Origin of the sequence: Variovorax sp. CF079 (assembly GCF_900101545.1) — a bacterium.
GTDB lineage: Bacteria > Pseudomonadota > Gammaproteobacteria > Burkholderiales > Burkholderiaceae_C > Variovorax.
Map to the genome: position 1 here is coordinate 283,577 of NZ_FMZU01000004.1, position 25,655 is coordinate 309,231.

Here is a 25,655-nt window from a genome sequence, read left to right on the forward strand (position 1 = left end):
AGGACGGTGCGGACACGATTCTGCCTCCCTTTTTACATTTTGAATACAAAGGAAGTACAAGAAACGCCGCGTAGACGGCGAGAACTCATAGGAAAGTTCTATTTTTAACGGATCAGGCCTGGTTCAGGCCGCGGCTTCGTCGAGCGACCCCTCGCTCAGGTGTCCGGTATCGCCCCAGCCCACGAGCGTGAAGCCCTGGGGCGTCCAGAGCAGGCGGTTGATGGCGGCATTGCCCAGGTGCCAGGTGCGCGGAGCCTGCAGTTCCTGCCCGGTGGCCGCGCGGTAGAGAACGTCCATCACGCCGCCGTGCGCCACCATCACCACCAGTTCGCCCGGGTGCCTCGCTGCGAGCCCCGCCGCCACGCCGGTCACGCGCTCCCTGAAGGTCAGCAGTGATTCACCGCCATTCGGCGCGAAGGCCGGATCGCGAGTGCGCCAGAGCCGGGCCTGGTCGGGGAGGGTGGCATCGATGTCGGCGAAGGTGCGGCCTTCGAAGTGACCGAAGGCCCGCTCGCGCAGCCCCGGCTCCGCCTTCACCTCGATGCCGCGCGGCGCTGCGATTTCGAGCGCGGTTTGCCATGCGCGCGTGAGGTCGCTGGCATAGATGGCGGCGATGGGTTCTTCCGCGAGCGCCTGCCCGACGCGCCGGGCCTGCCAAAGGCCCGTGTCGTTGAGGGCGATGTCGAGCTGCCCCTGGATGCGGGTGTCGACATTCCATGCGGTTTCGCCGTGGCGCACGGCAATCAGGCGGGTGACCTCCATCCGAGGCGATTCTAGGGGTGAACCCTAGGGCCTGCTAACAGACTCTAGTTCTTGGCGGTCGAGACCTCGATGTCCACCCGGCGTTCGCCCTTCGGCGGATTCGGAAAGCCCTGCAAGGCAGCCTGGAACATCACCGGCAGCACCGTCGCGCTGGCCGTGTAGGGGCCGTCGTTGCGCGCATGGGTTTCGTACACCACGCGGTTGGACGGCAGTTCGCGCAGCACGATGCTGACCTCGCGCGCATACCAGGGGTTCGAGGCGGGCGGGAAGGCCGGTCCGTACCAGCCGCCGCCATACCAGCCCCGGCCGTACCAGGGCGAGCCGTAGCGGCCGTAGCGGTAGGGCCCCCATGGCCCGCCGCCGTAGAACCAGGGGTCGGCCCAGGGCGAGAGCTCGGCTGTCACGCGGGCGCCGATCTGTGCCGTGTAGCGGGGGTTGGCGTCGTCGCGGCGCAGGCCGACGCGTTCGAGCGCGGCGCCCGCCATCGTTTCGAGCTGTTGTTGCGAAGCCTCGCTGGCCTGCTGCGAGGGCAGGCGCTCGAAGCGGTAGGTGGCACCGGCCGGAACCGCGCTGATGTTGGAGAAACTTTTCACCTCGCTGTCGACCACCCAGCGGGTGGCGCAGCCGGTGAGGCCGACGGTCAGCACCAGGGCGGTGAGCGCAAGTTTCATGCGGATCTCCTCGTGGAAGCGCCGTCCCTCAAAGTTGCACGATGCGCAGCGCGGACGGCTCCGGGAACTCGGGTGCGTCGAATGCCTTGTCGCCTTCGGCATCGGCCACGCCGGTGGCCTTGAGACCCTTGAAATCGAAGGACGTTCCGTCCAGCAGATGCGAAGGCACCACGTTCTGCAGCGCATTGAACATGTTCTCGACGCGCCCCGGGTGCTTGCGGTCCCATTCGCGCAGCATCTCGCCCACCTGCTTGCGCTGCAGGTTCTCCTGGCTGCCGCAGAGCGTGCACGGAATGATCGGGAACTCGCGGTGCTGGGCCCAGCGAACCAGGTCCTTCTCGGCCACGTAGGCCAGCGGCCGGATCACGATGTGGCGGCCGTCGTCGCTCACCAGCTTGGGCGGCATCGACTTGAGCTTGCCTGCGAAGAACATGTTGAGAAAGAAGGTCTGCAGCATGTCGTCGCGGTGGTGGCCCAGCGCGACCTTGGTGGCGCCGAGCTCGTCGGCCACGCGGTACAGGATGCCGCGGCGCAGACGGCTGCACAAGCCGCAGGTGGTCTTGCCCTCGGGGATCACGCGCTTCACGATCGAGTACGTGTCCTGCTCCTCGATGTGGAAGGGCACGCCGAGCGCAGTGAGGTAGCCCGGCAGCACATCTTCGGGAAAGCCGGGCTGCTTCTGGTCGAGGTTGACCGCGACGATGTCGAAGTGGATCGGCGCGCGGGCCCGCAACTTGAGCAGGATGTCGAGCAGCGCGTAGCTGTCCTTGCCGCCCGAGACGCAGACCATGACCTTGTCACCTTCCTCGATCATGTTGTAGTCGACGATCGCGCGGCCGACCTCGCGGCACAGGCGCTTTTCGAGCTTGTGGGTCTCGCGCTCGATCTTCACGTTGTTGTTGGTGGACGAAGGGGCTTCGTCGATCCATACCGCACTCATCATTTGCTCCTGAAAACTTCAACGCCGACGGCCTCGCAGTCGGGGTACACATCCGGCTTGGCCGTCGACACCCGCGCGGCCTGCACCTTGGGATGCGCGAGCACCTGCGTCAGGATGTCGTCGCACAGCGTTTCCTGCAAGTGGATGTGGCCCTTGGAGAGGCGCGTGGCGACGGTGCGGCGGATGAAGTCGTAGTCGACCACTTCGTCGAGATCGTCCGCCTTCGGCGTCGAGACGTCCAGCGGCACGTAGAGATCGACATTGATGATGACGCGCTGCTCGGCGCGCTTCTCGAACTCGTGCACGCCGATGTTGATCCAGACCTCGTAGTTGCGCAGGAAGACGCGCCGGCACGAGAGCAGAAGAGGGTCGAGCGCGGCAGTGGTCATGGTGTGGAATCTTTTTTCAGCAGCTCGTCGACGACGAACATGATGTCGCGTGCCAGCGGCACCAGGTGCTGGCCGTTGTCGACGCAAAGGGTGGTGCCGGTCACGCTGGGCGTGCCGGCGAGGAAGACGCAGGCGCGGGCGACGTCGGCCGCATCGATGGGCCGGCGCAGCAGGTTGGCGCGCGAGGCCTTTTCGAAGTTGGCCTGGTTCTGCGGCCCGCTGGTGTAGAGGATGCCGGGCGCCACGCCGCACACCCGCACCGCGGGCGCCAGCGACTGGGCCTGCAACGCCACGGCGCGCTCCAGCGCCAGCTTGGACACCGTGTAGGAGAAGTAATCGGGGTTCAGGTTGTAGACCTTCTGGTCCAGGATGTGGATGGCCGAACGGTCGATGCCGTCGCCGGGCGCGGCGCTCTTCGCGAGCAGCCGTGCCAGGGACAGCGGCGCGACCAGGTTCACGCCGAGCTGGCGCAGCGCGGCATCGGCGTCGAAATCCAGGCCGGTGTCGGGCTCGAAGGCCGAGGCGTTGTTGACGATGCAGCCCAGCGGGCCGTCGGCCGTGACCTTGGCGATCAGCGCGCGCCGTCCCTCTTCGCTCGCGATGTCGGCTTCGATGGCCGTGGTACGGTGTCCCTCGTCGCGCAGGCGCGCGCACAGTGCCTCGGCCTGCGCGCGGGAGGCGCGGTACTGGCACCACACCGTCCAGCCCGCGCGCGCGAAGGCGTCGCAGACCGCGGCGCCGAGCCGCTGGCCGCCGCCGGTCACGAGCACGCCGGGGCGTGGGGTCGATTCAGCCATCCTGATAGATTTCCCGTATGAACCAGGAGCACAGCGCGGAACGCGCCACCCCCTTGACCCGGATTATCGATGCCACCCTGCAGCGCGCCGGAGGCTGGCTGCCATTTGACCGTTTCATGGCCCTGGCTCTTTATGCGCCGGGCCTGGGCTACTACGCCAACGCGAGCCGCAAGTTCGGCCAGATGCCCGCCTCGGGCAGCGACTTCGTGACCGCGCCCGAGCTCACGCCGCTGTTCGGCCGCGCCCTGGCCGTGCAGGTGGCCGAGGCGCTGGCGAAGACCGGCACCGACGAGCTCTGGGAGTTCGGTGCCGGCTCGGGCGCGCTCGCGCTGCAGCTGCTCGACGCTTTGGGCGATCGCGTCGAGCGCTATCGCATCGTCGACCTGTCCGGCACGCTGCGCGAGCGCCAGCAGCAGGCGCTCGCGCGCCACGTCGGCAAGGTCGAGTGGCTGGCCGAGCTGCCGGAGACGATGCGCGGCGTGGTGGTCGGCAACGAGGTGCTCGATGCGATGCCGGTGCAGCTGTTGGCGCGCAGCGGCGGTGCGTGGTTCGAACGCGGCGTGGTGCGCCGGGGCGAGGGCTTCGCCTGGGAAGACCGTCCGACCGAACTGCGGCCGCCGGTGGAGGTGGAGGGCGCGCACAACTACCTGACCGAAATCCATCCGCAGGCCCAGGCCTTCATTGCCACGCTGGCCGACAGGCTGAAAGAGGGCGCGGCCTTCTTCATCGACTATGGCTTTCCCGAAGCCGAGTACTACCACCCGCAGCGCCACATGGGCACCGTGATGTGCCACCGCGGCCACCAGGCGGACGGCGATCCGCTGGCGGAGGTGGGGGAGAAGGACATCACGGCCCACGTCGACTTCACCGGTGTGGCGCTCGCGGGCCAGGAGGCCGGCCTCGAGGTGCTGGGCTACACGAGCCAGGCGAGGTTTCTGCTCAACGCGGGCATCCTGCCGATGATGGAGCAGGCGTCCCTGGCGGAGCGCACGCTGGCCGCGCGCCTGATCCACGAGCACGAGATGGGCGAGCTGTTCAAGGTGATCGGCTTCGCGGCCGGCGAGCCCTGGGACGCACTGGGCTTTGCCGAGGGCGACCGCAGCCACACGCTCTGAAGCGGTTGGACAATTCGTCGAGAATGGGCCGCATGACTGCCGCCCCGACCGCAGATACCGCGCCGCATCAGGACTTCGAGGTGCGCCCCTTCGATGCACCGGTCGGCGCCGAGATCGTCGGCCTCGACATCGGAAGGCCGATCAACGAAGCCGATTTCAGGCGCATCCACCGCGCGCACCTGGACCACCACGTGCTCGTGTTCCGCGACCAGCAGATCACGCCGGACCAGCACATCGCCTTCAGCCGCCGCTTCGGCCCGCTCGAGATCCATGTGCTGCACCAGTTTCATCTCGAGGGCCATCCCGAGATCCTGATTGTCTCCAACATCAAGAAGGCCGACGGCGAGCCGCTCGGCCTCGGCGACGCAGGCGCCTATTGGCATTCCGACATTTCCTACAAGCCCCATCCCAGCCTCGGCTCGCTGCTGCACGCGCAGGAACTGCCGAGCGAAGGCGGCGACACGCTCTTCGCCGACCAGCATCTCGCCTGGGAGGGCCTGAGCCCCGGGATGCAGCAACGGATCCTGCCGTTGAAGGCCGAGCACAGCTACCTCGCCAAGTACGAGGAACTGCGCGCCAAGAATCCGTGGCGCCCCAAGCTCTCGCAGGCCCAGATCGACAAGGTCGCGCCCGCGGTTCAGCCCGTGGTGCGCACCCATCCCGAAACCGGCCGCAAGGCGCTGTTCGTCAGCGAACATTTCACGACCCGCATCGTCGGCTTGCCGCAGGAGGAAAGCGATGCGTTGCTGGCCGAGCTGTTCGCGCACAGCGTGAAGCCCGAGTACGTGTACCGCCACCTCTGGGCGCCGCACGACCTGGTGTTCTGGGACAACCGCTCGCTGATGCACCTGGCCGCGGGCACGCCCGACGAACTGCGACGCAAGCTCTACCGAACGACCATCGAGGGCGATCTGCCGTTCTGAAGCCTGACCGCGACGAAGCGCTTCAGGCCTTGGCCTGACGTCTCACCAGGCGAAGCTCGTCCTTCAGGAAATCGCTCGAGTTGCGCGTGCGCTTGTCCGCCGTTCGGACCTTGTAGGGCACCTTCGTCACTTCGGAGCGTGTGCCGCACAGCCGGATGAAATCCTCGGCGGTCACGATCTTGTCCTTGAAGTGGTCGTACTTGGCGCGCAGGTGCTGCGCCGCTTCCGTGGCATCGTGCTCCTCGCCATTGCGCATGAACTTCATCGATTTTTGGCTGGCAACGCGCTGGATCAGGGTCTCGATCACCCTCTGCTCGGAGGCCGAGGGGGTGGCGTGGGCCGGGCTGGCCGCACACAGCCCAAAAGCCATCGCGGCCAGCAGGGCTTGCAGGAATCGAAGTGTGTTCATTGGCATCGGACTCCAAAGAGCGGGTCACGCAAGTCCAGCCGATGCTAGCGGCGCTGGGCGTGGGGCGTCAAAGCAGCCTGCTGTCAGGTTTAATCTATTTTTTTGCCTTCTCGCGCCATGAGCTCCAACCTCCCTTCGCAAGACGATCTGCGCATCGCCAACGCGCTGGCCGACGCCGCGGCCGCGCATTCGCTGCGCCTGTTCCGCACGCCGCTCGACATCATTGCCAAGGCCGACGAGAGTCCGGTCACCCAGGCCGACCGCGCGGCCGAGACCGCGATGCGCGAGATCCTCGGCCGGGAGCGCCCGGCCGACGGCATCTTCGGCGAGGAGCACGGCCTGGAGCGCGTGGACGCCGCGAGCGTCTGGGTGCTGGACCCGATCGACGGCACGCGCAGCTTCATCACCGGTTCGCCGCTCTGGGGCACGCTGATCGCGCTGGTGCGCGGCGGCCGCGTCGAGCTCGGCATGATCGACATGCCGGTGCTCGGCGAACGCTGGGTCGGCCTGTACAGCCTCGGCGCCGAGCGCAATGGGCAGGCGGTGCGCGCGAGCAGCTGCAGCGCTGTTGCCGAGGCGCGCATCGTCACCACCTCGCCCGACATCTTCAATGCGGCCGACTGGCAGGCCTTCGACACGCTGAGCCGCCGCTGCGCGATGCGCCGCTTCGGCGGCGACTGCTACGGCTACGCGCAGCTCGCGGGCGGCACCATCGACCTGGTGGTCGAGACCGGCCTGCAGCCCTACGACTACCTGGGCCCCGCCGGGCTGATCGAGGCGGCCGGCGGCGTGATCACCGACTGGCAGGGCCAACCGCTGGGCCTGCAGTCCGACGGCCGCGTGATCGCCGCGGCCACGGCGGCGCTGCACCGGGAGGCGCTCGCGGTGCTGGGAGCGGCAGGCGGCCGCTGAAGAAAGCAGTCGACGCGGGACCTTTGTCCCGCCCGATCACCCGCCCGGCGCACCCGCAGCGCTCGAACCGGGACAGTCGCCTCACGACAACCCGCGCCGTGATCCGAACAATCGATGCTCCCCTCACTGTCTCGCGGGAGTTCTTTCGATGTCAGTTCACGCCATCCACGCGGCGATCCCGCCCTCGCGGCATCCGGCCTTGCTGGGCCTGATTGCGCTGATCGATGCGACGTCCGGCGAGGAGCGCGGTGCGGTCCTCGGACGCTGGCTCGAAACCCGCTTTGGCGAACGCCGCCCGCTGGGCTGGCAGGTCGAGCGCGCGGCCGCCGCGGCGATGTCGCTTCTCGACGCGGCCGACACGCCGATCGACGAGCTGGCGCGCCGGCACCGCGTGAGCCGGCGCCAGCTCGAGCGCGATTTCCGGCGTTGTCTCGGCGTGGCGCCGCGCACCTACGCGCGCCTGGTGCGCTTCCAGCGCGCGGCCTGCGCGATCGCAGATGGCATGCCGCTGGCGCAGGTGGCCGCGGAACACGGCTTTGCGGACCAGGCGCACATGACGCGCGTTTTCGGCGAAACCGCCGGCGTGACGCCGCGCCGTCTGCGCGACGGCGACGGGGCTGCGGCCGCGCTGCGTTCGGCGTTCGCGCATCGCACGGTCATGCCGCCGGCCTTGCGGCTGGCGGCCTGAGAAGCCGGCTGCGGCCACCGCGCCTTCCTCACAGATCGCTGACAGGGCCACCCGCGCCTTCGGTCCGCGCGGCGGATGTGCGTTCGCGCGGCTCCTCCATGCCCTGCCAGACGATGACCTTGCCGTGGTCGCTCCAGGCCTCGGTGGCCTGGGCTGCCGAATGAATGGTGCCCCGCGCATCGCAACCGCCGATGCCGGCGGCCAGCACGCACAGCAGGCCGGCCAGCCCGGCGCGGAGGGTGGTTTCGAACATGGTGCGCTCCTTCTGAAAAGAGCTTCGATGATCCGAAGGCACGGCCTCGCCGTCTTGCAGTTTTGCGTCATGCATGCATGTCCAACGGCCTCTTGCCGGCAGAGCTAGACTCTTCCCATGATTCGCTGGCTGATCGTCGTCGTGCTTGCACTGGTCCTCATGAGCGGGCTCACCGAGTGGCTGCGGCGCTACGGCTTCGGGCGCCTGCCCGGCGACTTCGAGTTCCGCGCCTTCGGGCGCGAATGGCAGCTGCCGATCGGAAGCACGGTGGTGCTCAGCACGATCGCAGCCTTGATCGCAAAGTGGATTTGATTCGATGAGAGCTTGTGTCGATATCGGCGGCACCAAGGTGGCCGTGAGCCTGTCGGCCGACAGCGCATCCCCGCTGATCGGCCGGCGCAGCGAACCGACCGCCAAGACCGGCGACAACGATGCGGTGGCGCTGCAGATCCTGCGGCTCATCGACGAGATCTGCGCCGAGCAGGGCATCGCCGCCGATTCGATCGACCGCGCGGGCGTGTCCTCGGCCGGACCCTTCGTGCTGCGCGACGGCATGGTCGAACTCGCCACGCCCAATATCTGCGGCGGCATCGCGGGTCCGGCGCGCGGCCTGCCCAACCAATGGATGACGGCGATCGTCGAGGCGCCGCTCAAGCAGCGCTTCGACCACGTGCGGGTCGAGAACGACGCGGTGGCCGCGCTCGAGGCCGAGCGCCGCTGGGGCGCGCTGCAGGGCGCCGATCATTGCGCCTACGTCACCTGGAGCACCGGCGTCGGCGTCGGCCTGTGCGTCGACGGCCGCATCCTGCACGGCAAGAACGGCAATGCGGGCCATGCGGGCCACAGTTTCGTGGTCGACGACGACAGCAACGCGCTGTGCGGCTGCGGCAATGTCGGCGACGTCGAGGGCCTGGCCGCCGGCAACTCGATCGCGCGCCGCTTCGGGCATTCGGCCGCGGATCTCTTCGCCGCGGCGGCCGCGGGCGATCCGCAGGCGCTGGCCACCACCGATGCGCTGTGCCGCGTGATGGGCCGCATGCTCTACAACCTGGTCGCCACGCTCGATCTGCAGCGCATCAGCCTGGGCGGCAGCGTGTTCTGGAACAACCGCGATTTCCTGCTGCCGCGCCTGCAGGCGCAGGTCGACGGCAAGCTGGTCGCTTTGACGCGCGGTGCAGTGCTGGTGCCCGCGGGGCTGGGCGACAAGGTGGGTGATTACGCGGCGCTGGCGCTGCTCGACTGAAGCCGGCGCGCCTCAGGCGACCAGGCGGGCGTAGGCGATGGCCGAGCCGTATGTGCCTTCCCTGCGCCCCGGCTCAACGTCTCGACGATCTGGCCCAGGCGGCGCAGGCCGGCATCGACCGTCTCGCCGTAGGGCCAACCGCAGTTGATGCGCATGTAGTGGTCGAAGCGCGAGGAGTTCGAGAACAGCGTGCCGGGCGCCACCACGATCCGCTCGGCCAGCGCCGCATCGAAGACCCGCGACGAGGAGAGGCGCTCGGGCAGCTCGACCCACAGCTGCAGCCCGCCGGGTGGCAGGTTGATGCGGGTCCCTGCAGGAAAGTAGCCCGCGATCGCATCGGCGGTCTGCTCGCGCTGCGTCTTCAGGCAATTGCGCAGATGGCGCAGGTGGCGATCGTAGGCGCCGGTGGCCATGAACAGGCCGGCCGCGCCTTGCGAGAGTCCCTCGTTGTGGCGCGTCTGCGCGAACTTGAGCATCTCCACGCGCGCCTGCCAGCGCCCGGCCGCGATCCAGCCCAGCCGCAGGCCGGGCGCGAGGATCTTGTGCAGCGAGGCGCAATGGATCACGTTGCCGCTGGCATCCCAGGACTTGAGCGCGCGCGGCGGCATCTGCGCATCGATGAGCTCGCTGTAGGTGTCGTCCTCGATCAAGGGAATCGCGTGCTGCTCGCACAGCTGCGCGAGCCGCGCCTTGTGGGCATCGGGCATCACGCTGCCCAGCGGGTTCTGCAGGTGAGGCACCACCGCCACGGCCTTGATGTTGTCGTAGGTGCGGATCGCGAGTTCCAGCGCCTCGATCGAGATGCCGGTCTGCGGGCTGGTCGGGATCTCCAACGCGCGCATGCCCAGGCTCTCGAGCACCTGCAGCAGGCCGTAGAAGGTGGGCGACTCCACGGCCACCGTGTCGCCCGGCTGCGCCACGGCACGCAGCGCGAGGTTGAGCGCCTCGATGCAGCCGTTGGTCACCAGGATGTCCTCCGGCGAGATCGTCATGCCCACGCGCAGGCTGCGCTGGGCGAGCACCTCCCGGAACTGGCGATGGCCCTTCAGCGGCGCGGCGACCGCCAGCATGCCGGGGTGCTGGCGCAGCATGCGCGTCATGGCGCTGCGCAGCGCCTCGGCCGGATAGAGCTCCGGCGCGCCGCGCGCGATGGAGAGGTTGAGCTTCTCGGGGATCTGCCGGCGGCGCGCCACGAAGTCCGACACCTTGGCGTGGATGCCGACGTACTGCGCCGGGTCGGGCGCCCGGTCGGCCGCGGGCTCGTCCATGGCCGCGATCGACAGGCGCCGCGGGCGCCGCACGAAGTAGCCCGAGCGCTCGCGCGCCTCGACCCAGCCTTCGCTCTCCATCGCGCGGCACAGCTGCAGCGCGGTCGAGAGGCTGATGTCGTGCTGGCGCATCAGGCGCCGCAGCGAGGGCAGCTTGTCGCCGGGCTTGAGCGAGCCGGCGCGGATCGCGTCGAGGTAGTGCGTGGCCAGCTGCCGGTAGAGCGGGGGTGAGTCCATGGCTTCGATGCTCCGGCAATGAGGGCAGGGAAAACAGATGCAGATGCGAGGGAAAACGACCATAACAGATGGGTTCGGAGCGCCACTGTTGCGCTTCCGATTGCCCTTGGCTGTGCCTGTTTTTGCGGCAGCCCGCTGCCTACGATTCAGCCATCCCCACTCTGCATCGAAAGAGGCCAGCCATGACCAGCGATCTTTCCGAAACCACGCGGCTCGAGCCCGGCCAATCGCTGCGCTTGGCGGTCGATGCGGGCGCCTCGCTGCTGGTCATGGAAGGCCGCGTGCGCATCGTGTCGCCGCCGTCCTGGTTCGGCGACACCGTGTTCAGCGTGGAGAACAACTTCGACGAAGGCGAGGCCTACCTTGCCGGGCGCGGCGGCTGGATCGAGGTCACGGCGCTGGCGCCGGTGCGCCTCAGGGGCGTGCCGCAGTCGGCGCCCGCGGTGCCGGCCGTGAGTTCGCGCGTCGCGCGGCTGGTGCAGTTGCTCTTCGCGAGCTAGCGCACGCTCTCGGCCGCGCGCAGCGCCTCGAGAAAGCTGCGCCGCCACCAGTGCACGTCCTGCTCGCGGATGCGCGCCAGCAGCTTCTGGTGGCGTTCGCGGCGCTCTTCCAGCGGCATCTGCAGCGCCTGTTGCACGGTCTCGGCCGTGCCGTGCGTGTCGTAGGGGTTCACCAGCAGCGCTTCCTTCAACTGTTCGGCCGCACCGGCGAAGCGCGAGAGCACCAGCACGCCCGGATCGGCCGGGTCCTGCGCGGCGATGTATTCCTTGGCCACCAGGTTCATGCCGTCGCGCAGCGGCGTCACCAGTCCGACCGCGGCCGCACGGCACAGCCCCGGCACGCGCTTGCGCGCCACCATGCGGTGGATGTAGCGCACCGGCATCCAGTCGAGCTCGCCGTAGTCGCCGTTGATGGCGCCGCACAGCGATTCGAGCTCGCGCCGGATGTCGGCGTAGGCGTCGACCGTCTCGCGCGTGGGCGAGGCGATCTGGATCAGGGTCGCGCTGCGGCGGTTCTCGGGGTAGTTGGCCAGCAGTTCGCGGAAGGAGCGCACGCGGTTCGGGATGCCCTTGGAATAGTCGAGCCGGTCGATGCCCAGCAGCAGGCGCCGGCTCGAGTACTCGCGCTTCATGGTCTCGTACATGTCGCGCGATTCCTTGGCATGCGTGAGCGCGGCGAACTCGTCGACGTCGATGCCGATCGGGAAGGCGCCGCAGCGCACGGTCTGGCCGTACGCACGGTAGATGCTGTTGCCCATGAAGGCGCCGTTGGCCTCGTTGCGCACGTACTGCTCGAAATGCTGCACGTCCTGCTGGGCCTGGAAGCCGATCAGGTCGTAGGCGAAGAGCGAGCGCATGAGCCATTCGTGCTGCGGGACCGCCGCCATGATGATGTGCGGCGGCAGCGGGATGTGCAGGAAGAAGCCGATGCGCTGCCTGCACCCCATCGCGCGCAGCTCGGCCGCGAGCGGGATCAGGTGATAGTCGTGCACCCAGATGATGTCATCGTCCTGCAGCAGCGGCAGCAGCTTGCGCGCGAACAGCTGGTTCACGCGCCGGTAGCCGCCGATGAAGCTGGCCTCGAAGTTGGCCAGGTCCAGCCGGTCGTGGAACACCGGCCACAGCACGTCGTTGCTGTAGCCGAGGTAGTAGCTGTCGTGGTCTTCGCGGCCGAGGTCGAGGGTGGCGAGCGTGACCTTGCCGGCCTGCTGCCGGTGCATATCGCCTTCGCCGGTCGGGCCGTTCTCGACGATGGTGCCGCTCCAGCCGAACCACAGGCCGCCGGTCAGCTGCAGGCTTTCGCCGAGCGCCACGGCCAGCCCGCCGGCCGCGGGCTTGCGCGGATCGGCAACGCGATTGGAAATGACGACGAGACGGCTCATGGGCTCCTTGTGATCGCGGCCGGTTTCAAATGCACGAATCCCAGGGAGCCGACAGCCGCACTGCCGCATTGATGATGCCGACCATCGAATAGGTCTGCGGGAAGTTGCCCCACATCTCGCCCGTGACCGGGTGCGTGTCTTCCGACAGCAGGCCCAGTGGATTGCGTGCCGCCAGCATGGTCTCGAAGATCTGCCGCGCCTCGGCCTTGCGGCCGATCTTGGCCAGGGCGTCGATGCGCCAGAAAGTGCAGATGTTGAAGGCCGTCTCGGGCTTGCCGAAATCGTCGGCCGCCTCGTAGCGGCGCATGTAGGGACCGTCGCAGAGCGACTTCTCCATGGCCTCGACGGTCGAGATGAAGCGCGGGTCGCGCGCATCGATCAGGCCGACCTCGGCCATCAGCAGGATGCTCGCATCGAGCTCGTGGCCGCCGAAGCTCTCGGCGAAGGCCTGGCGCTCCTCGCACCAGGACTTGGTGAGGATCTCCTCGTGCATGCGCGAGGAGTGGCCGTGCCAGTAGGCCGCGCGCTCCGGCAGGCCGAGCGCGCGCGCCACCTTCGCGAGCCGGTCGCAGGCGGCCCAGCTCATCAGCGCCGAGCTGGTGTGCACGCGCGCGCGCGTGCGCAGCTCCCACATGCCGGCATCGGGCGTACCGTAGACGCGGATGGCCTGCTCGCCCACGGCTTCGAGGTGGGGGAACTCGGCCACGCCGGCGCGGCTGAGCAGCCGGTGGTCGTGGAAGGCCTGCGAGGCGCCGAGCACGATGTTGCCGTAGACGTCGTGCTGGAAGTGCTCCTGCGCCTGGTTGCCCACGCGCACCGGCCCCATGCCGCGGTAGCCGGCCAGCCCTTCGACGAAGGACTCGGGCAGTTCGCGCTCCAGGCCGATGCCGTAGAGCGGCTGGATGTGCTGGCCGTGCGAGCCGATCACGACGTTGCTGAGCCAGCGCAGGTAGTCCTCCATGGTGCCGACCTCGGACAGGCTGTTGAGCGCGCGCACCACGAAGAAGGCGTCGCGCAGCCAGCAGAAGCGGTAGTCCCAGTTGCGCTGGCTGCCCGGCGCCTCGGGAATGCTGGTGGTCATGGCGGCGACGATGGCGCCGGTGTCCTCGTAGAGCGAGAGCTTGAGCGTGATCGCGGCGCGGATCACCGCTTCCTGCCACTCGAAGGGGATCGCGAGCCGCTTGCTCCAGGTGCGCCAGTAGGCGATGGTTTCCTGCTCGAAATGGCGCGCCGTGTCGGCGATGCCGTCGGTCAGCGTCTCGTCGGCGCCGAACACGAAGTTGTGCTCGCGCGACAGCACGAAGGGCTGGCGCGAAAGCACGTGCGAGACCGGGGCGTCGGTGTTGAGACGCAACGCGAAGTCGGGCCCCACATAGCGGATGTGGTTGCTGCCGCGCGTCATGGTCGGCGCCGTCGCGCCCCACTGGAAGCGAGGGGCCAGCGAGACGCGGATGCGCGGTGTGCCCTGGATCGGCCTGACGCGGCGAACGATTGTGAGCGGCCTGAAATAACGCGAGCGGCTGTGAAAGCGCGGCGCCAGGTCGGTGATCTCGAGGCCCTGGCCCGCACTGTCGAAGAGCTGGGTGCGCAGCACGGCGGTGTTCGGCTCGTACCACTGCTTGGCCGATGCGAAGTCCTCGATTTCGATGGCCCATGCGCTCGCATCCTCGGCCGGATGCAGCAGCGCGTTGAACACCGGCTCGCCGTCGAAGCGCGGCAGGCAGCACCAGACGATGCGGCCGCGCTCGTCGACCAGCGCGCTGAAGGCGCAGTTGCCGATCACGCCCAGCTTCAGCGAGGGGTTGGCCGGCGCAACGAAGCCGCGGCGGGCAGCGGGTGCGTCCAGCACCTCGGGATGCGGCGCTGCCTTGTCGCTCGCGCCGGCGGCGCCGGCAATCGACTCGCCGGCGCGGTCTTCGGGCGCGGCGACCTCTTCCAGATTCGTCGTCATGCAGGTTTTCCTTCCGTGTCGGATTCCGGTCCCGCGAGCAGATCGCGTGCCTGGACCAGCCATTCGAACACGGCGCGCGGGGAATCCAGCCGGTGCAGCGCCAGGCTGGGGCCCGATCCGACCTTGATCGCCACGCCGCCGCGCGGCTGCACGATGGCGAAGCCGCTTTCGTCGGTGGTGTCGTCGCCGGCGAAGACCGGCATGCGGCCGGCGAAGGGCGCTTCGCGCAGGAAGGCATCGATCGCGACGCCCTTGTTGATGCCCGCGGGCTTGACCTCGAACACGAACTTGCCGTGCAGCAACTCCAGCTGCGGCTGGCCGTCGATCGCGCGCAGCAGCGCGTCGCGGCAGACGGCTTCGAGCTGGGGCGCGAGCCGGTAGTGCAGGGCGATCGCGGCATGCTTGCGTTCCACCAGCAGGCCTTCGTAGACGCGCGCGAGCTCGTTGACGACGTCCAGCACCATCCTGAGGTCGGGTGCGCGCTGCTCCTGCATCCGGCCCTCGGCATCGCGGCGCTGCACGCCGTGCTCGCCGGCGGCCGGCAGGCGCAGCGGTGCAAGGAAGCGGTCGAGCACGTCGATCTGCCGGCCGGACACGACCGCCAGCGCGCCGCCCAGCAGGTCGTGCAGGTCGTCGAGCAGAGCGACCAGGGAGGTCGGCACCTCGATCGCTTCGGGCGTCTCGGCAATGGCCACGAGCGTGCCGTCGAAATCGAGGAACAGGGCAGCGTCTGGCGTGAGGCGGGGGGGCGTCTGCATTTAGGGGAAAACCATAGCAGACTCGGGCAGTGGGGGGCGTCGGCCAAGACCGCAAATCGGCTTTCTAGGCGCGCGGCGGAAGCGCAGCTGCAACGGCGGCAACCCGCGCACGGGCGATTGCCTCGCCGATTTTCGGGCCCGCTGCACCCGCCAGCTGTGCGTCGCGTGCAATGGGCTCCGTTTCGACCGATTGCGCCGCGCCGAGTGCCGCCAGCAGGCACTCGCGCTGCGGGTAGGCGCTGTCCTCGAGCCCGAGCCGCCCGCGCGCGTCGCATTCGCAGGCCAGCAACGCCTGTTCAAAGCGCTCCGGCTTGCGAAATGCATCGCAGCGATCAAGCAGCCGCACCAGCGCCGTCGCATTGAGTTCGCCGCTGCGATGGATGTTGCCGTGCTCGCGCGCCACCACCTCGGCCAGTTCGCGCAGCTCGACCGGCACGCGCCAGCGCTCGCACACAGCCTGCAGCAGCTCCGCGCTGCGCTGCTCGTGGCCGATGTGGCGCGGCAGTACCTCGGGCGGCGTGCTGCCCTTGCCGAGGTCGTGCACCAGGCAGGCGAAGCGCACCGCCAGCGGCGCCTCGAGCCGCGCCGCCATGTCGAGCACCATCATCAGGTGCAGGCCGGTGTCGACCTCGGGGTGATGGGCTTCGGGCTGCGGCACGCCCCACAGCCGGTCGAGCTCGGGCAGCAGCACGGCCAATGCCCCGCAATCGCGCAACAGCTCGAACATGCGCGAGGGCCTGGCTTCCATCAGCCCGCGCGCGAGCTCCTGCCAGACGCGCTCGGGCACCAGCGCATCGACTTCGCCGGCCGCGACCATCTCGCGCATCAGCGCCATGGTTTCGGGGGCGACCTCGAAGTCGGTGAAGCGGGCCGCGAAGCGTGCGACGCGCAGGATGCGCACCGGGTCCTCGCGGAAGGCATCGGTCACGTGGCGCAGCAGCTTCTGCGCAAGGTCGTGCCGGCCGTGGAAGGGGTCGATCAGGTGCGCTGTGTCGATGGCGCTGGCGGCCTTGTTTGCCGGCAGCGCGATCGCGTTGACCGTCAGGTCGCGCCGGGCCAGGTCCTGTTCGAGCGTGACGTCGGGCGCGGCATGGATAGTGAAGCCGCGATAGCCGGGCGCGCTCTTGCGTTCGGTGCGCGCCAGCGCGTATTCCTCGCGTGTCTTGGGGTGCAGGAACACCGGGAAGTCGCGGCCCACCGGCAGAAAGCCCTTGGCCACCATCTCTTCGGGCGTGGCGCCGACCACGACCCAGTCGCGATCGCTGCCGGGCCGGCCCAGCAGCGCATCGCGGATCGCGCCGCCGACGAGATAGGTTTGCATGGGACGCAGTTTAGGTGCTGGCCCCTCATTCCGGATCTCGCTCAGCGCTCGATTCGGTAGGGTTCGTCGATGACGACGAAGCGCTTCTCGACCAGCGCCTCATCGATCCAGGCCTTCACGCCGGGAAGCTGCTGTACGCGCTCGATGTAGGCTGTGATCGCGGCAGGCACCGGCAGGCCGAAGGTCCTGATGCGCACGCCGACCGGCGCGAAGTACGCATCCGCGATGCCGAACTCGCCGAACAGCATCGGCCCGCCATGGGTTTCCAGGAGGCCGCTCCACATCTGCACGATGCGCGCGAGGTCGGCACCCACCTCCGGCTTGTCGCGCAGGATGATCCGGCCCTGCTCACGCAGGTCCGCCTCGATGTTCATTCCGCAGTGGGTGCGCAGTGCGCCGAAACCTGCGTGCATCTCAGCGCAGATGCTGCGCGCATGCGCGCGCTGGGCCATGTCGCGCGGCCAGAGGGCCTTGTCGGGATGGCTCTCGGCGAGGTATTCGCAGATCGCCAGCGTGTCGTAGACGATGGTGGCGCCGTCCACGAGCACTGGCACGCGGCCGGTCGGGTTGATCGCGTGGATGGTCTTCTTGAAGTGCGAGTCGGCATCCAAGTCATCGAAGGGCACCATGACTTCCTCGAACGCGATGCCGGCCTGCTTCATGAGCACCCATGGCCGCATCGACCAGGACGAGTAGTTCTTGTTGCCGATGTAGAGTTTGGGCATCGCGGTCCTCCAGATTGCTGCAAAGCCCTCGATGCTAGCGGCTGGGCAGCGCGCGATTGATGCCGAAGGCGTGCGCCATTGATGCTCAGCGCCTGGTTTCGTCGTCGGGCGAGGCGATCACGCGGGGTTTCCCGTTCGCACCGCCGCCGGGAGGCGGGCCGATCATCCGCTCGATCAGCTCCACCAGTCGCGGCACCAGCGCAAGCACGGCCAGCGCCAGCAGGGCGCTGAGTATCGCGGTCGCCTCGCGTCCGAGTCCGCAGGCCATGCCGATGGCGGCCGTCATCCAGAGGCCGGCCGCGGTGGTGAGGCCCTCCACGTGCCGTTCGTCCCGGCCCTGCTTAAGAATGGTCCCGGCGCAGAGAAAACCCACGCCCGCCACCAGGCCCTGGATCACGCGGCTCATGTCGGCCGGCACGATGCCGGTCTGCTGAGGCACGAGCACAAAGAGCGCGGAGCCGATCGCCACCAGCATGTGGGTGCGCACCCCGGCGGCCTTGCCGTGCTGTTCGCGCTCGAAACCGAGCGCGAAGCCCAGCACCGCCGCGAGAAAGAGGCGCACCAGGATGCGCGTGAACTGGGCGACGTCGCCGACGTCCGAGAACTCGGCCGCGATGGTGCTTGCGGCTTCGTCCCACCAGGCCATCAGGGCAGGTCCTTGTTGGGCTCGGGCTCGGCGGCGTCGCGCGGGCCTACGTTGCCGAGGCGGTCCTTGATCGATTGCGGCCGGCCGGTGATCAGGGCCGCGTAGTTGGTGGCGTTGGCGAGCACCTTCTTGACGTAGTCGCGGGTCTCGTTGAAGGGCACGTTCTCGGCCCAGATGGCCGCTTCCATCACCGGCCCGTTGCGCCAGTTGCGCGGCCGGCCCGGGCCGGCGTTGTAGGCCGCGGCGGCCAGCGCCATCGAGCCGTCGAAGTCGTCGAGCGCGAGCTTGAGGTAGTTGGTGCCGATGGTGATGTTGGTGTCTCGGTCGTTGATCTGGCCGGGCGTGAAGCCCGCGAGGCCGATCTTGTTGGCAGTCCAGCGCGCAGTGGCGGGCATCACCTGCATCAGGCCCGAGGCGCCGACGCCCGAGCGCGCGTCCATGATGAAGCGGCTTTCCTGCCGGATCAGGCCGTAGACGTAGGCCGGGTCGAGGCCGATCTCCTCGCTCTTGCGCACCACGGTGTCGCGAAAGGGCATCGGGTAGCGCTGCTCGACATCGATCATGCCCTTGGTGCGCTCGCTGGTGTTGATGCAGCGGTCCCACACTTCGCGCCGGCAGGCGAGGTCGGCCGCGGCCAGCAGTTCGCGGTCGCCCATGCCGCCCTTGTCGTGCAGGTTGGTCGCGTAGTTCCACTCGCGCGTGCCCTCGGGGCGCAGGCCGATCGCGATCGCGTTGAGAGCGCGGTTGAGCGCCGGGTTGTTGCGTGCCGCGTCCTTTTCTTCGGCCGTGAGCGGCGCCGGGCGGGTCGGCACCGTGGCGCGCTCGCCCAGCTCTTCGAGCGCCAGCAGTTCGTAGAAGCCGCGCGTGCCGGCAATGCTTTCGAACAGCGCGCGCGCCTGGGCGCGGCGCTCGTCACCGCCCTGGGCGTGGAGGGCGCGTGCCTTCCAGTAGATCCAGGTCGGATCCTGCTGCGTCGATTCGCTCATGGCATCGATCGCGGCCTGCACGTTCTTCCAGTGGCCGCTGCGCAGCGCGGCGCGCGTCTTCCAGGCCAGCATGTCGTCGGAGAGATCGCCGTTCTTCGTGACGTTCGCGAAGGCGCCGCCCGCCGCCGGCGAGAGCTTGACGGCGTACTGGCGGCCGATCGCGCCCCAGAGCCAGTTGCGCTCCTCCGACGTCAGCATCGGGCCCCACTTGCTCTCGAGCTGGGAGGCCGCCATGTCCGGGTCGGCGATGGTCATCTTGATCAGCGCGAGCACCACCAGCTCCTTGCGCGCCTTGGTGGCGACGAAGGCGCGGCCGGTCAGGAACTTGGCCATGCTGGCATTCAGCTCGTCGAACTGCGCGACGGCATCGGGCGCGGCAAGGAGGACCGCGGCGCGGGCCGCCTGCGGCCGGTTGGCCTCGATGGAAACGCGCGCCTTTTTCCATGCGTCGTTGGGCGACATCTGGCCGGCCGCGATCATGCGGTCGGCCGCGGTCAGGCAGCCGTCGTCGAGCTCGCGCTGGCCCAGCCAGTTGCGGCGGACTTCGTCGGCCTGCGCCTTGGTCGCGTTGCCGCCGCGCAGCGTTTCGACAAGGATGGCGTAGCAGCGCACCTGGGCATCGTCGTTCATGCGGTAGGCCGGGTGCAGCGTGGCGAAGCCGTCCCAGTCGCGGCGCTGGCCGAGCAGCATCAGCCAGTCGTTGCGCAGGCGGTCTTCCTGGTAGGTGCCGGCGTAGCGCGAGAAGAAGTCCTGCACCTCGGAGGCGCTCGCTTCCTGAAGGCGCGCCTTGAGCTCCCAGTAGGCGGCCCAGGGTTCCAGCGCGTGGCCTCTTGCCTGCGGCAGCAGGGCCGTCAGACGCGCCTTGTCGCCGCGCTGGAAGGCCTGCTTCATTTGCACCAGCACGTCGTCGTCGCGGTTTTGCGCGCAGGCCGGCTGCAGCAGTGCCGCGGTGGCGAGGACGAGCGAAAGAACGAGGGTGGAGAAGGGTGCGCGGGGCCGGCGGGGCGCGGGTGCCAAAATGCTTGCAAACTGCATCGGGCGATTATGGACAAGTCAAAGGGTGCCGACACCTCGGCAACTGCCAACTTTCTCAAGCAACAGCTGCGAAAAGCGCTGATCGAGCAGCGCCTCGCCATGCCCGACCGCCTCGCGCGCGCCGACCTGCTGCAGCGCGTGATGCGGATCTGGCTGGTCGGCCGGCCCGACACCGTGATCGGCGCCTACTGGCCGATCAAGGGCGAGTTCGATCCCTTGCCCGCGCTGCATCGCTGGAAGGAAGACGGGGAATTGCTGGACGAGCCGCACCGCCGGCGCATCGGCCTGCCGGTGGTCGACCGCGTCCACAAGATCCTGACCTTTCGCGCGTGGTATCCGGGCTGTCCGATGGAGAACGACGCCTTCAACATTCCGAAGCCGAAGGACACCGAGCTGATCGTGCCCACGCTGCTGTTCGTGCCCTGTCTGGGCTACAGCGCCGGCGGCTACCGCCTGGGCTACGGCGGCGGCTTCTACGACCGCACGCTGGCGGCGCTGGAGCCGCGGCCTTTCACCGTGGGGCTCGGCTTCACGAACGGCTACATCGAGGAGTTCGAGCCTGAGGCGCACGATCTGCCGCTCGACGCCATCCTCAACGACAACGGCGTAGTCTGGCCGGCGGGCTGATTCAGTCCAGCTGATCGACGGTGTCGGGGTCCGGCACCTCGCCGATGGTCTCGCGCGTGACCGCGGCCTGCGACTGCAGCCAGTCGCAGAAGTCCCTGATCTCGGGCCGCTGCGCGTTGCGCGGACCGACGATCAGCCAGTAGGCCATCGGTGAATCCATGCGGTGCTGCGGCAGCACCTCGACCAGGTCGCCGTTGGCCAGGCTCTCGGCGATCAGCGAGCTGCGTGCCAGCACCAGGCCCTGGCCGGTGAGCGCGGCCTGCACCATCTGGTAGGCGTAGTTGAAATAGAGCCAGCGCTTGGGCTGCGCCCGATGCAGGTCGTTGACTTCGAACCAGCGGCGCCAGGTGAGCCATTCGAGGTGCGTGCGGTGCGCATCGCCGGCCTCGATCAGCGCGAAACGCGCGATGTCGGCCGGCTCCTTGATCGCGGGGTTGCTCTTGATCAGCCAGGGGCTCGCCACCGGCGTCAGCGTTTCGCCGAAGAGCCGCACCGCGCCGGCCGGCATGCTCTCGCCGGGGCCGTAGCGCAGCGCGATGTCGATGTCCGCGAGGTCCATGTCCAGCGCCGTGTCGGTGGCGTCGATGCGGATGTCGATCTCGGGGTTGTCGCGCTGGAAGGCCTCGAGCCGCGGGATCAGCCACATCGAGGCGAAGGAGGCAAAAGTCGTGAGCGACACGCTCTTGCGGCCCGCGCTCTGTCGGATCTGGCGCACCGCGCCGTCGATGCGCGGCAGCGACTGCTGCACCGCCAGCAGCAACTGGGCGCCGGCGCTCGTGAGCTCGACCGCGCGCGTATGGCGCAGGAACAGGCTCACGCCCACCTCTTCTTCCAGCGACTGGATCTGCCGGCTCACGGCCGACTGGGTCAGCGCCATTTCTTCCGCCGCGGCGCGGAAGTTCAGGTGCCGCGCCACGGCCTCGAAGGCGCGCAGGTGACCGGCCGAGATCGGGCGGGAGCGCAGATGGGTCTGGGAATGCTGCATGGGGTGGAAGTCGGATTGATGCGAAAGCGGAATCAGTAGGCTACCGCGTTTTCATTGGACCGCCAACGGGGAAGCGCCGATCATTCATTCCCGAAGCGCGCAATTGCGTTTCGGAGAAAACCCTCTACAGGAGTCTCACATGTCCGCCGCTTGCACCACCACCTCTACGTTCCCGTCCCCGGCCCTGGCACGTCCGGCTGCCGTACCGCCGGCCGTGCGCCGGGGTGCATGGCAGCTGTCCGCGGGCGAGGCGACCAGTCTCAGAGCCTCCAGCGCGAGCATCCTGCGCATCCGGCAAGGCCGGGTGTGGGTCACGCGCGATGCCACCGATGTCTGGGGCAGCGAAGACCTGGTGCTCGCACCGGGCGAAACGCTGGCCGTCGCCGCCGGCGAGCGCATCGTGATGGAGCCCTGGGACAGCCACGGCGCCACTTACAGCTGGGATGTCGCGACGGCCTAGCCCGTCGGGACTTGCCGGCTATCCAGCAATGTCGAGGCGGGGGCGCAGCGCCAGAAAGCGCTCCAGCGCCTCGGCCCCGTCGAGTTGCTGAAGGATGGCGATGTCTTCGCCTTCCTCGCCGTCCTCGGTCTGGGCCAGGCCCATCTCGAAGCGCTGGTAGCGGCGTTTCGAGAGTCCGCCTTCATAGACCACGCGCATCTCGATGTGCCGCGGGTCGGCCTCCAGGCGGTTCAGCAGGCCCAGCACCTGCTTTCGCGGGCCTTCGAAATGCTGGCAGAAGCGCATGCCGTCGAACACCAGCAGTCCCGTGATTCCCTCCGTTGCATTGCGGGCTCGCGCCCGAGTCACGATTTGGCCCACGACTTCGGTGGGTTGGCCGGGTGCCAGCAGGCTGCAATAGAGGATCTCGTGGAGTTCGGTCATTCGGTCGCGGGTTGGGAGCGAGCGCAGTGTAGGTGCGCCGAACAGCGCGCGAAATGTGAAAAGACATAGGCGCAAGGCCTATAGTGGGTCGGTGAAATTCGAGGACTATCCGGCCCTTGTCCATCCGCCGCGCTGCGCCCATCCGTGCGAGGAGTGCGGCCTGCGCCGGAACCCCGCTTTCCTGCCCGTATCACCCGAGGAACTGCATGCCATCCAGTCCTTCCGCACGGGCACGCGCGTCGTCGATGCCGGCCGGCCGGTGGTCGAGGAAGACCGCCCCAGTGCGCAGCTGTTCACGCTCTATTCCGGTTGGGCCTTTCGCTTCAAGACGCTCAGCGACGGCCGGCGGCAGATCCTGAGCTTCCTGCTGCCGGGCGACTTCATCGGGCTGCAGGACGAGTTTGCCGAGAGTCACACGCACGGCGTCGAGGCGGTGACCGCTGTCACGCTGTGCGTCTTTGCGCGCGACCAGCTCTGGGACCTGTTTCACAGCCAGCCCAAGCTGGGCTACGACATCACGTGGCTGGCGGCGCGCGAGGAAAAGATGGTGGACGACAACCTCGTGACCGCCGGCCGGCGCAATGCGGCCGAGCGGGTCGCGATGCTGCTGATGCATCTCTACCGCCGCGCCGAACGCGTCGGCATGGCCCGCGAGGGCTGGGTCGTGTTTCCGTTCAACCAGCAGCACATCGCCGATGCACTGGGCCTGTCGCTGGTGCACACCAACAAGACTTTGCGGCGGCTGCAGCAGCTCGGGCTCTACAAGCTCGACAGCGGATGGCTGCGCATCCTCGAGCCGCATGCGCTCGAGACGCTGGGCGACTATTTCGAGCGGCCGCTGCGGCCCACGCCGCTGATCTAGGGCCTGTTAACAGGCCTTGGTCACGGCCATCGCGTATCGTAGAGGCCCCGCCCGGAAATCCCGGGCACGAGCCCCGACCCGGCAGCCGCCGGCCAACCCCCTGACTGCGCTGCCCCTGTGAAACTCCTGTCCCGTCTGCGCCAGGTCGCCATGGTTGGCGGCGTCGAAACGTTCGGGGTGGCCATCGGCGGCATTGCCGGTCTGCTCATCGTCAATGTGATGCCGAAGGACCAGTACGCGGCCTACACCTTCCTGGTCGCGTGCATGACGCTGATCCTGGGCATCACCGACCTCGGGCTCGCCCATTGCACCCTGCCCATCGTCGGCCAGCGCGCGGGCGAAGTGCCGTGGGTCGTGGGCGTCTGCCACCAGGTGTTCCGCAAGCGCTGGCTGTTGCTGGCGCTGGGCCTGGCCGTGATCGGGCCCTACTGGTTCTATACCTCGCAGCAGCATGCGTGGGCCGGGTGGGCCTATCTCACAGCGTCGCTGCTCATGGTCGCCGTCGTCCTGCTGGCGCTCAGGGAGCACTACGCCAACACCGTGCTGCTGATCCTCGGCCAGATCCCGACCCTGAACCGGATCGCCTTCTTGTCCCATTGCGTGCGCATCGCTTTCGTCGGCGTGGTGCTCCTGCTGCCCGCGACGTCCTGGTCGGTGACCGGCATCGTGGCGGCGACCGCCGCGGCGAGCTTCGTCAGCGTGGTGCTGTACCGCAAGGCGTTCAGGACACAGCAGTTGCCGGATGCCCATCTCGATGCGGCCGACACGAAGAAGGTGGACGCCCAAGTGCTGCGGATCGCGAAGCCGCTGGTGCTGCCGGCCATCTTCTACCAGGTGCAGGGCGTGATCACCGTGTTCCTGGTGTCCTTGTTCGGCACCGCCAGCATGATGGCCGAGGTCGGCGCCTTCGGCCGCTTGGCCATGGTGCTGATCGTGGTCGACCGGGTGACCAACACCCTGCTGTTCCCGGCCATCGCGCGGGCGCCGGTGGGCGCGCGCCTCGGCGCGATCGTGGCACAGGCCCATGTGGCCTATTTCGCCATGGGCGCCCTGGTCCTGCTGACTTCCTTCTTCTTCCCGCAGTACTGGATCCTGCTCCTGGGCAAGCAGTACACCAGCATGACGCCGCTGGTGTGGATGGTGTTCCTGGCCTCGATCCTGATGAACGCCTCGGGTTTTGCCTTCCGCACCCTGTCGGTCCGCGGCGCGACCGCGGGCCAGACCTACAGCATCGCGGTGACGCTGATCACCCAGATCCTCTATCTGTGGCTGGTGGGCGTGAGCGATCTGCGCTCGGTGCTCGGCTTCGGCATCGCCACCAGCCTGGCCAATTTCGGCTACCAGTACTTCCTCCTGGCCGTGCGCTGGCTGGAGTGGCGCAAGGATGCCGTCGACGAGGCTCAGGCGCGCTTGTAGACCCGGCCGATGGCGGCGGCGATCTTCAGCGAGAGCTGGCGCTTGGCGAGCTCGCCGTCCGAATACGCCTTGATCGGCGCATTGGCGAAGTGGTAGTACCACTTGCTCGCGGCCGAGGGCGGCATGCCGCGCAGGGCCTGGCGGATGTGGCCGCCATGCCAGGGCTTGACCGAGCCGACCGCGTGCGAGAGGTAGTAGCCGCCGGGCGCGAAATCCATGGCTTCCGGCCCGGCCGTGTTCAGCGGCGCCTCGCAGACGGTGAGGGCGAAGTTCAGCGCGTCCTGGTCGGTCGAATGGAACAGGGCGGCGGAACCGCCGGCCTTGAGCTCCTTGGCATGCTCGTTGTAGGCCACCACCAGGTCGCACAGGCGGCGCCACAGGTCCAGGAACTCGAGATGCGCGCGCGAGACCGCGATGAAGCCCGCGTTGTAGTAGCGGTCGAGCCCGCGCCGCGGCGTGGCGCCGTGCGGTTCGAAGAAGCGCGCCCACAGCAGCCGCTTGGGATGCCGCGCAGGGAAGCACCAGTTGACGTCTTCGGCCAGCGAGATCCCGTCTTCGGTGAACCAGCCGGTCAGCGCGGGCCAGTCGCACTTCACGACGATGTCCGGATCGATGTAGGCCACGACATCCGATTGCGGCGCATGCTTCTCCAGCATCTCGCGGATGAAGGTCGGCTTGTAGTAGGTGAAGTGCAGCGGGGTGTCGAGCTCCAGCATGCACAGCACCAGCCCGGGCGCTGCCTGCAGGCGGCCGGTGACGCGGTCGAAGGCCGGCGAATCGACGATCCAGCCCGGCAGGGCACCGCGGTAGCCGACCCAGAGCTCGCCGGTGTAGCCCGCGGCGATCAGCGAATTCGCCAGCGCCGCGACGCCGAAGTGGTAGTTCCGTTCGAAAAGCGTGCAGAGCGTGATGTTCATGGAGGGTCGCAGTTGATCGCGCTCGAGTGTAAACAAATGTTCTATAGGTCGATG

At 68.3% G+C, this 25,655-nt stretch carries 29 protein-coding genes; 11 read left to right on the forward strand and 18 right to left on the reverse strand.

Features of this window, described 5'->3' with window-relative positions; translation table 11 throughout:
- Positions 1-123: 123 nt before the first annotated feature.
- From BLS74_RS07245 to BLS74_RS07265, 5 genes are read right to left on the reverse strand one after another with little or no spacing between them, the layout of a single operon-like run.
- Complete coding sequence (locus BLS74_RS07245) at positions 124-762, reverse strand: histidine phosphatase family protein (RefSeq protein ID WP_093104089.1); 639 nt, start codon at positions 760-762, stop codon at positions 124-126.
- A 44-nt stretch (positions 763-806) separates the two neighbouring features.
- Positions 807-1,433, reverse strand: coding sequence for a DUF4136 domain-containing protein (locus tag BLS74_RS07250; protein ID WP_093104091.1), 627 nt, complete (start codon positions 1,431-1,433; stop codon positions 807-809).
- A gap of 28 nt (positions 1,434-1,461) precedes the next feature.
- Positions 1,462-2,373: a tRNA 2-thiocytidine(32) synthetase TtcA gene (gene ttcA / locus BLS74_RS07255; protein ID WP_093104092.1), complete on the reverse strand. Its 912-nt coding sequence runs from the start codon at positions 2,371-2,373 to the stop codon at positions 1,462-1,464.
- The gene (locus tag BLS74_RS07260; RefSeq protein ID WP_093104094.1) at positions 2,373-2,762 is read right to left on the reverse strand and encodes a dihydroneopterin aldolase; all 390 of its coding nucleotides are present in this window, start codon (positions 2,760-2,762) and stop codon (positions 2,373-2,375) included. Before BLS74_RS07260 ends, ttcA begins: the two co-directional genes overlap by 1 nt.
- Entirely contained in the window at positions 2,759-3,559 is an 801-nt protein-coding gene (locus tag BLS74_RS07265) for an SDR family oxidoreductase (protein ID WP_093104096.1), read from the reverse strand. Before BLS74_RS07265 ends, BLS74_RS07260 begins: the two co-directional genes overlap by 4 nt.
- Before the next feature lie 17 nt (positions 3,560-3,576).
- Between BLS74_RS07265 and BLS74_RS07270 the strand changes: the two genes are divergently transcribed.
- Positions 3,577-4,674, forward strand: a complete 1,098-nt coding sequence (locus BLS74_RS07270; protein ID WP_093104097.1) for a class I SAM-dependent methyltransferase — start codon at positions 3,577-3,579, stop codon at positions 4,672-4,674.
- A 32-nt stretch (positions 4,675-4,706) separates the two neighbouring features.
- Positions 4,707-5,597, forward strand: a complete 891-nt coding sequence (locus tag BLS74_RS07275; RefSeq protein WP_093104182.1) for a TauD/TfdA dioxygenase family protein — start codon at positions 4,707-4,709, stop codon at positions 5,595-5,597.
- A 22-nt stretch (positions 5,598-5,619) separates the two neighbouring features.
- On the opposite strand, the gene BLS74_RS07280 is transcribed toward BLS74_RS07275, so the two are convergent.
- Positions 5,620-6,006, reverse strand: coding sequence for a DUF5329 family protein (locus BLS74_RS07280; RefSeq protein WP_093104098.1), 387 nt, complete (start codon positions 6,004-6,006; stop codon positions 5,620-5,622).
- Between the two features lie 117 nt (positions 6,007-6,123).
- On the opposite strand from BLS74_RS07280, the gene hisN reads away from it, so the two are divergent.
- Positions 6,124-6,918, forward strand: a complete 795-nt coding sequence (gene hisN, locus BLS74_RS07285; RefSeq protein WP_093104100.1) for a histidinol-phosphatase — start codon at positions 6,124-6,126, stop codon at positions 6,916-6,918.
- Positions 6,919-7,066: 148 nt separating this feature from the next.
- Complete coding sequence (locus tag BLS74_RS07290) at positions 7,067-7,606, forward strand: helix-turn-helix transcriptional regulator (RefSeq protein WP_093104101.1); 540 nt, start codon at positions 7,067-7,069, stop codon at positions 7,604-7,606.
- 28 nt (positions 7,607-7,634) lie between these two features.
- Here the strand turns inward: BLS74_RS07290 and BLS74_RS07295 are convergent, their stop codons facing one another.
- Positions 7,635-7,859 (reverse strand): ATP-grasp domain-containing protein, encoded by a 225-nt coding sequence (locus tag BLS74_RS07295; protein ID WP_093104103.1) that lies wholly within the window; start codon positions 7,857-7,859, stop codon positions 7,635-7,637.
- A gap of 117 nt (positions 7,860-7,976) precedes the next feature.
- Between BLS74_RS07295 and BLS74_RS07300 the strand changes: the two genes are divergently transcribed.
- Positions 7,977-8,171: a DUF2905 domain-containing protein gene (locus tag BLS74_RS07300; protein ID WP_093104104.1), complete on the forward strand. Its 195-nt coding sequence runs from the start codon at positions 7,977-7,979 to the stop codon at positions 8,169-8,171.
- A gap of 4 nt (positions 8,172-8,175) precedes the next feature.
- Positions 8,176-9,102 carry an ROK family protein gene (locus BLS74_RS07305; RefSeq protein WP_093104106.1) on the forward strand — a complete coding sequence of 309 codons (927 nt, stop codon included), beginning with the start codon at positions 8,176-8,178 and terminating at the stop codon, positions 9,100-9,102.
- On the opposite strand, the gene BLS74_RS07310 is transcribed toward BLS74_RS07305, so the two are convergent.
- Positions 9,075-10,607: an aminotransferase-like domain-containing protein gene (locus BLS74_RS07310; RefSeq protein ID WP_093104107.1), complete on the reverse strand. Its 1,533-nt coding sequence runs from the start codon at positions 10,605-10,607 to the stop codon at positions 9,075-9,077. The genes BLS74_RS07305 and BLS74_RS07310 overlap by 28 nt on opposite strands.
- Positions 10,608-10,789: 182 nt before the next feature.
- On the opposite strand from BLS74_RS07310, the gene BLS74_RS07315 reads away from it, so the two are divergent.
- Positions 10,790-11,107 carry a hypothetical protein gene (locus BLS74_RS07315; protein WP_093104108.1) on the forward strand — a complete coding sequence of 106 codons (318 nt, stop codon included), beginning with the start codon at positions 10,790-10,792 and terminating at the stop codon, positions 11,105-11,107.
- Here the strand turns inward: BLS74_RS07315 and otsA are convergent.
- From otsA to BLS74_RS07350, 7 genes are all read right to left on the reverse strand, one after another.
- On the reverse strand, positions 11,104-12,489 hold the full coding sequence (gene otsA, locus BLS74_RS07320) for an alpha,alpha-trehalose-phosphate synthase (UDP-forming) (protein ID WP_093104110.1): 1,386 nt from the start codon (positions 12,487-12,489) through the stop codon (positions 11,104-11,106). The two genes, BLS74_RS07315 and otsA, sit on opposite strands and share 4 nt — an antisense overlap.
- Positions 12,490-12,514: 25 nt before the next feature.
- Positions 12,515-14,440, reverse strand: coding sequence for a glycoside hydrolase family 15 protein (locus BLS74_RS07325; RefSeq protein WP_093104111.1), 1,926 nt, complete (start codon positions 14,438-14,440; stop codon positions 12,515-12,517).
- Positions 14,437-15,198 carry a trehalose-phosphatase gene (gene otsB / locus BLS74_RS07330; RefSeq protein WP_093104113.1) on the reverse strand — a complete coding sequence of 254 codons (762 nt, stop codon included), beginning with the start codon at positions 15,196-15,198 and terminating at the stop codon, positions 14,437-14,439. Before otsB ends, BLS74_RS07325 begins: the two co-directional genes overlap by 4 nt.
- 64 nt (positions 15,199-15,262) lie before the next feature.
- Positions 15,263-16,519 carry a multifunctional CCA addition/repair protein gene (locus BLS74_RS07335; RefSeq protein ID WP_093104114.1) on the reverse strand — a complete coding sequence of 419 codons (1,257 nt, stop codon included), beginning with the start codon at positions 16,517-16,519 and terminating at the stop codon, positions 15,263-15,265.
- A 41-nt stretch (positions 16,520-16,560) separates the two neighbouring features.
- Positions 16,561-17,244 carry a glutathione S-transferase family protein gene (locus tag BLS74_RS07340; RefSeq protein WP_093104116.1) on the reverse strand — a complete coding sequence of 228 codons (684 nt, stop codon included), beginning with the start codon at positions 17,242-17,244 and terminating at the stop codon, positions 16,561-16,563.
- Positions 17,245-17,329: 85 nt separating this feature from the next.
- Positions 17,330-17,890 carry an MgtC/SapB family protein gene (locus BLS74_RS07345; RefSeq protein WP_093104118.1) on the reverse strand — a complete coding sequence of 187 codons (561 nt, stop codon included), beginning with the start codon at positions 17,888-17,890 and terminating at the stop codon, positions 17,330-17,332.
- Positions 17,890-19,911 (reverse strand): lytic transglycosylase domain-containing protein, encoded by a 2,022-nt coding sequence (locus BLS74_RS07350; protein WP_093104120.1) that lies wholly within the window; start codon positions 19,909-19,911, stop codon positions 17,890-17,892. The genes BLS74_RS07345 and BLS74_RS07350 overlap by 1 nt, the downstream gene beginning before the upstream one ends.
- A gap of 9 nt (positions 19,912-19,920) precedes the next feature.
- Between BLS74_RS07350 and BLS74_RS07355 the strand changes: the two genes are divergently transcribed.
- Positions 19,921-20,538 (forward strand): 5-formyltetrahydrofolate cyclo-ligase, encoded by a 618-nt coding sequence (locus tag BLS74_RS07355; protein WP_093104122.1) that lies wholly within the window; start codon positions 19,921-19,923, stop codon positions 20,536-20,538.
- Between the two features lies 1 nt (position 20,539).
- On the opposite strand, the gene BLS74_RS07360 is transcribed toward BLS74_RS07355, so the two are convergent.
- Entirely contained in the window at positions 20,540-21,523 is a 984-nt protein-coding gene (locus BLS74_RS07360) for a LysR substrate-binding domain-containing protein (RefSeq protein ID WP_093104124.1), read from the reverse strand.
- Between the two features lie 139 nt (positions 21,524-21,662).
- On the opposite strand from BLS74_RS07360, the gene BLS74_RS07365 reads away from it, so the two are divergent.
- On the forward strand, positions 21,663-21,983 hold the full coding sequence (locus tag BLS74_RS07365) for a DUF2917 domain-containing protein (protein WP_093104125.1): 321 nt from the start codon (positions 21,663-21,665) through the stop codon (positions 21,981-21,983).
- Positions 21,984-22,001: 18 nt separating this feature from the next.
- Here BLS74_RS07365 and BLS74_RS07370 read toward each other — a convergent pair whose 3' ends face one another.
- Entirely contained in the window at positions 22,002-22,406 is a 405-nt protein-coding gene (locus BLS74_RS07370) for a BLUF domain-containing protein (protein WP_093104127.1), read from the reverse strand.
- 91 nt (positions 22,407-22,497) lie between these two features.
- On the opposite strand from BLS74_RS07370, the gene BLS74_RS07375 reads away from it, so the two are divergent.
- A complete protein-coding gene (locus tag BLS74_RS07375) occupies positions 22,498-23,268 on the forward strand; it encodes a Crp/Fnr family transcriptional regulator (RefSeq protein ID WP_093104128.1) in 771 nt (256 codons plus the stop codon).
- A gap of 117 nt (positions 23,269-23,385) precedes the next feature.
- Positions 23,386-24,684 (forward strand): polysaccharide biosynthesis protein, encoded by a 1,299-nt coding sequence (locus BLS74_RS07380; protein ID WP_093104130.1) that lies wholly within the window; start codon positions 23,386-23,388, stop codon positions 24,682-24,684.
- Here BLS74_RS07380 and BLS74_RS07385 read toward each other — a convergent pair.
- On the reverse strand, positions 24,669-25,601 hold the full coding sequence (locus BLS74_RS07385) for a glycosyltransferase family protein (RefSeq protein WP_093104131.1): 933 nt from the start codon (positions 25,599-25,601) through the stop codon (positions 24,669-24,671). The genes BLS74_RS07380 and BLS74_RS07385 overlap by 16 nt on opposite strands.
- Positions 25,602-25,655: the final 54 nt, after the last annotated feature.

Bases quoted from the DNA above. Each gene is read 5' to 3' on its own strand.
- BLS74_RS07245 (WP_093104089.1), bottom strand. From the start codon at position 762: ATGGAGGTCACCCGCCTGATTGCCGTGCGCCACGGCGAAACCGCATGG.
- BLS74_RS07250 (WP_093104091.1), bottom strand. From the start codon at position 1,433: ATGAAACTTGCGCTCACCGCCCTGGTGCTGACCGTCGGCCTCACCGGC.
- ttcA (WP_093104092.1), bottom strand. From the start codon at position 2,373: ATGAGTGCGGTATGGATCGACGAAGCCCCTTCGTCCACCAACAACAAC.
- BLS74_RS07260 (WP_093104094.1), bottom strand. From the start codon at position 2,762: ATGACCACTGCCGCGCTCGACCCTCTTCTGCTCTCGTGCCGGCGCGTC.
- BLS74_RS07265 (WP_093104096.1), bottom strand. From the start codon at position 3,559: ATGGCTGAATCGACCCCACGCCCCGGCGTGCTCGTGACCGGCGGCGGC.
- BLS74_RS07270 (WP_093104097.1), top strand. From the start codon at position 3,577: ATGAACCAGGAGCACAGCGCGGAACGCGCCACCCCCTTGACCCGGATT.
- BLS74_RS07275 (WP_093104182.1), top strand. From the start codon at position 4,707: ATGACTGCCGCCCCGACCGCAGATACCGCGCCGCATCAGGACTTCGAG.
- BLS74_RS07280 (WP_093104098.1), bottom strand. From the start codon at position 6,006: ATGAACACACTTCGATTCCTGCAAGCCCTGCTGGCCGCGATGGCTTTT.
- hisN (WP_093104100.1), top strand. From the start codon at position 6,124: ATGAGCTCCAACCTCCCTTCGCAAGACGATCTGCGCATCGCCAACGCG.
- BLS74_RS07290 (WP_093104101.1), top strand. From the start codon at position 7,067: ATGTCAGTTCACGCCATCCACGCGGCGATCCCGCCCTCGCGGCATCCG.
- BLS74_RS07295 (WP_093104103.1), bottom strand. From the start codon at position 7,859: ATGTTCGAAACCACCCTCCGCGCCGGGCTGGCCGGCCTGCTGTGCGTG.
- BLS74_RS07300 (WP_093104104.1), top strand. From the start codon at position 7,977: ATGATTCGCTGGCTGATCGTCGTCGTGCTTGCACTGGTCCTCATGAGC.
- BLS74_RS07305 (WP_093104106.1), top strand. From the start codon at position 8,176: ATGAGAGCTTGTGTCGATATCGGCGGCACCAAGGTGGCCGTGAGCCTG.
- BLS74_RS07310 (WP_093104107.1), bottom strand. From the start codon at position 10,607: ATGGACTCACCCCCGCTCTACCGGCAGCTGGCCACGCACTACCTCGAC.
- BLS74_RS07315 (WP_093104108.1), top strand. From the start codon at position 10,790: ATGACCAGCGATCTTTCCGAAACCACGCGGCTCGAGCCCGGCCAATCG.
- otsA (WP_093104110.1), bottom strand. From the start codon at position 12,489: ATGAGCCGTCTCGTCGTCATTTCCAATCGCGTTGCCGATCCGCGCAAG.
- BLS74_RS07325 (WP_093104111.1), bottom strand. From the start codon at position 14,440: ATGACGACGAATCTGGAAGAGGTCGCCGCGCCCGAAGACCGCGCCGGC.
- otsB (WP_093104113.1), bottom strand. From the start codon at position 15,198: ATGCAGACGCCCCCCCGCCTCACGCCAGACGCTGCCCTGTTCCTCGAT.
- BLS74_RS07335 (WP_093104114.1), bottom strand. From the start codon at position 16,519: ATGCAAACCTATCTCGTCGGCGGCGCGATCCGCGATGCGCTGCTGGGC.
- BLS74_RS07340 (WP_093104116.1), bottom strand. From the start codon at position 17,244: ATGCCCAAACTCTACATCGGCAACAAGAACTACTCGTCCTGGTCGATG.
- BLS74_RS07345 (WP_093104118.1), bottom strand. From the start codon at position 17,890: ATGGCCTGGTGGGACGAAGCCGCAAGCACCATCGCGGCCGAGTTCTCG.
- BLS74_RS07350 (WP_093104120.1), bottom strand. From the start codon at position 19,911: ATGCAGTTTGCAAGCATTTTGGCACCCGCGCCCCGCCGGCCCCGCGCA.
- BLS74_RS07355 (WP_093104122.1), top strand. From the start codon at position 19,921: ATGGACAAGTCAAAGGGTGCCGACACCTCGGCAACTGCCAACTTTCTC.
- BLS74_RS07360 (WP_093104124.1), bottom strand. From the start codon at position 21,523: ATGCAGCATTCCCAGACCCATCTGCGCTCCCGCCCGATCTCGGCCGGT.
- BLS74_RS07365 (WP_093104125.1), top strand. From the start codon at position 21,663: ATGTCCGCCGCTTGCACCACCACCTCTACGTTCCCGTCCCCGGCCCTG.
- BLS74_RS07370 (WP_093104127.1), bottom strand. From the start codon at position 22,406: ATGACCGAACTCCACGAGATCCTCTATTGCAGCCTGCTGGCACCCGGC.
- BLS74_RS07385 (WP_093104131.1), bottom strand. From the start codon at position 25,601: ATGAACATCACGCTCTGCACGCTTTTCGAACGGAACTACCACTTCGGC.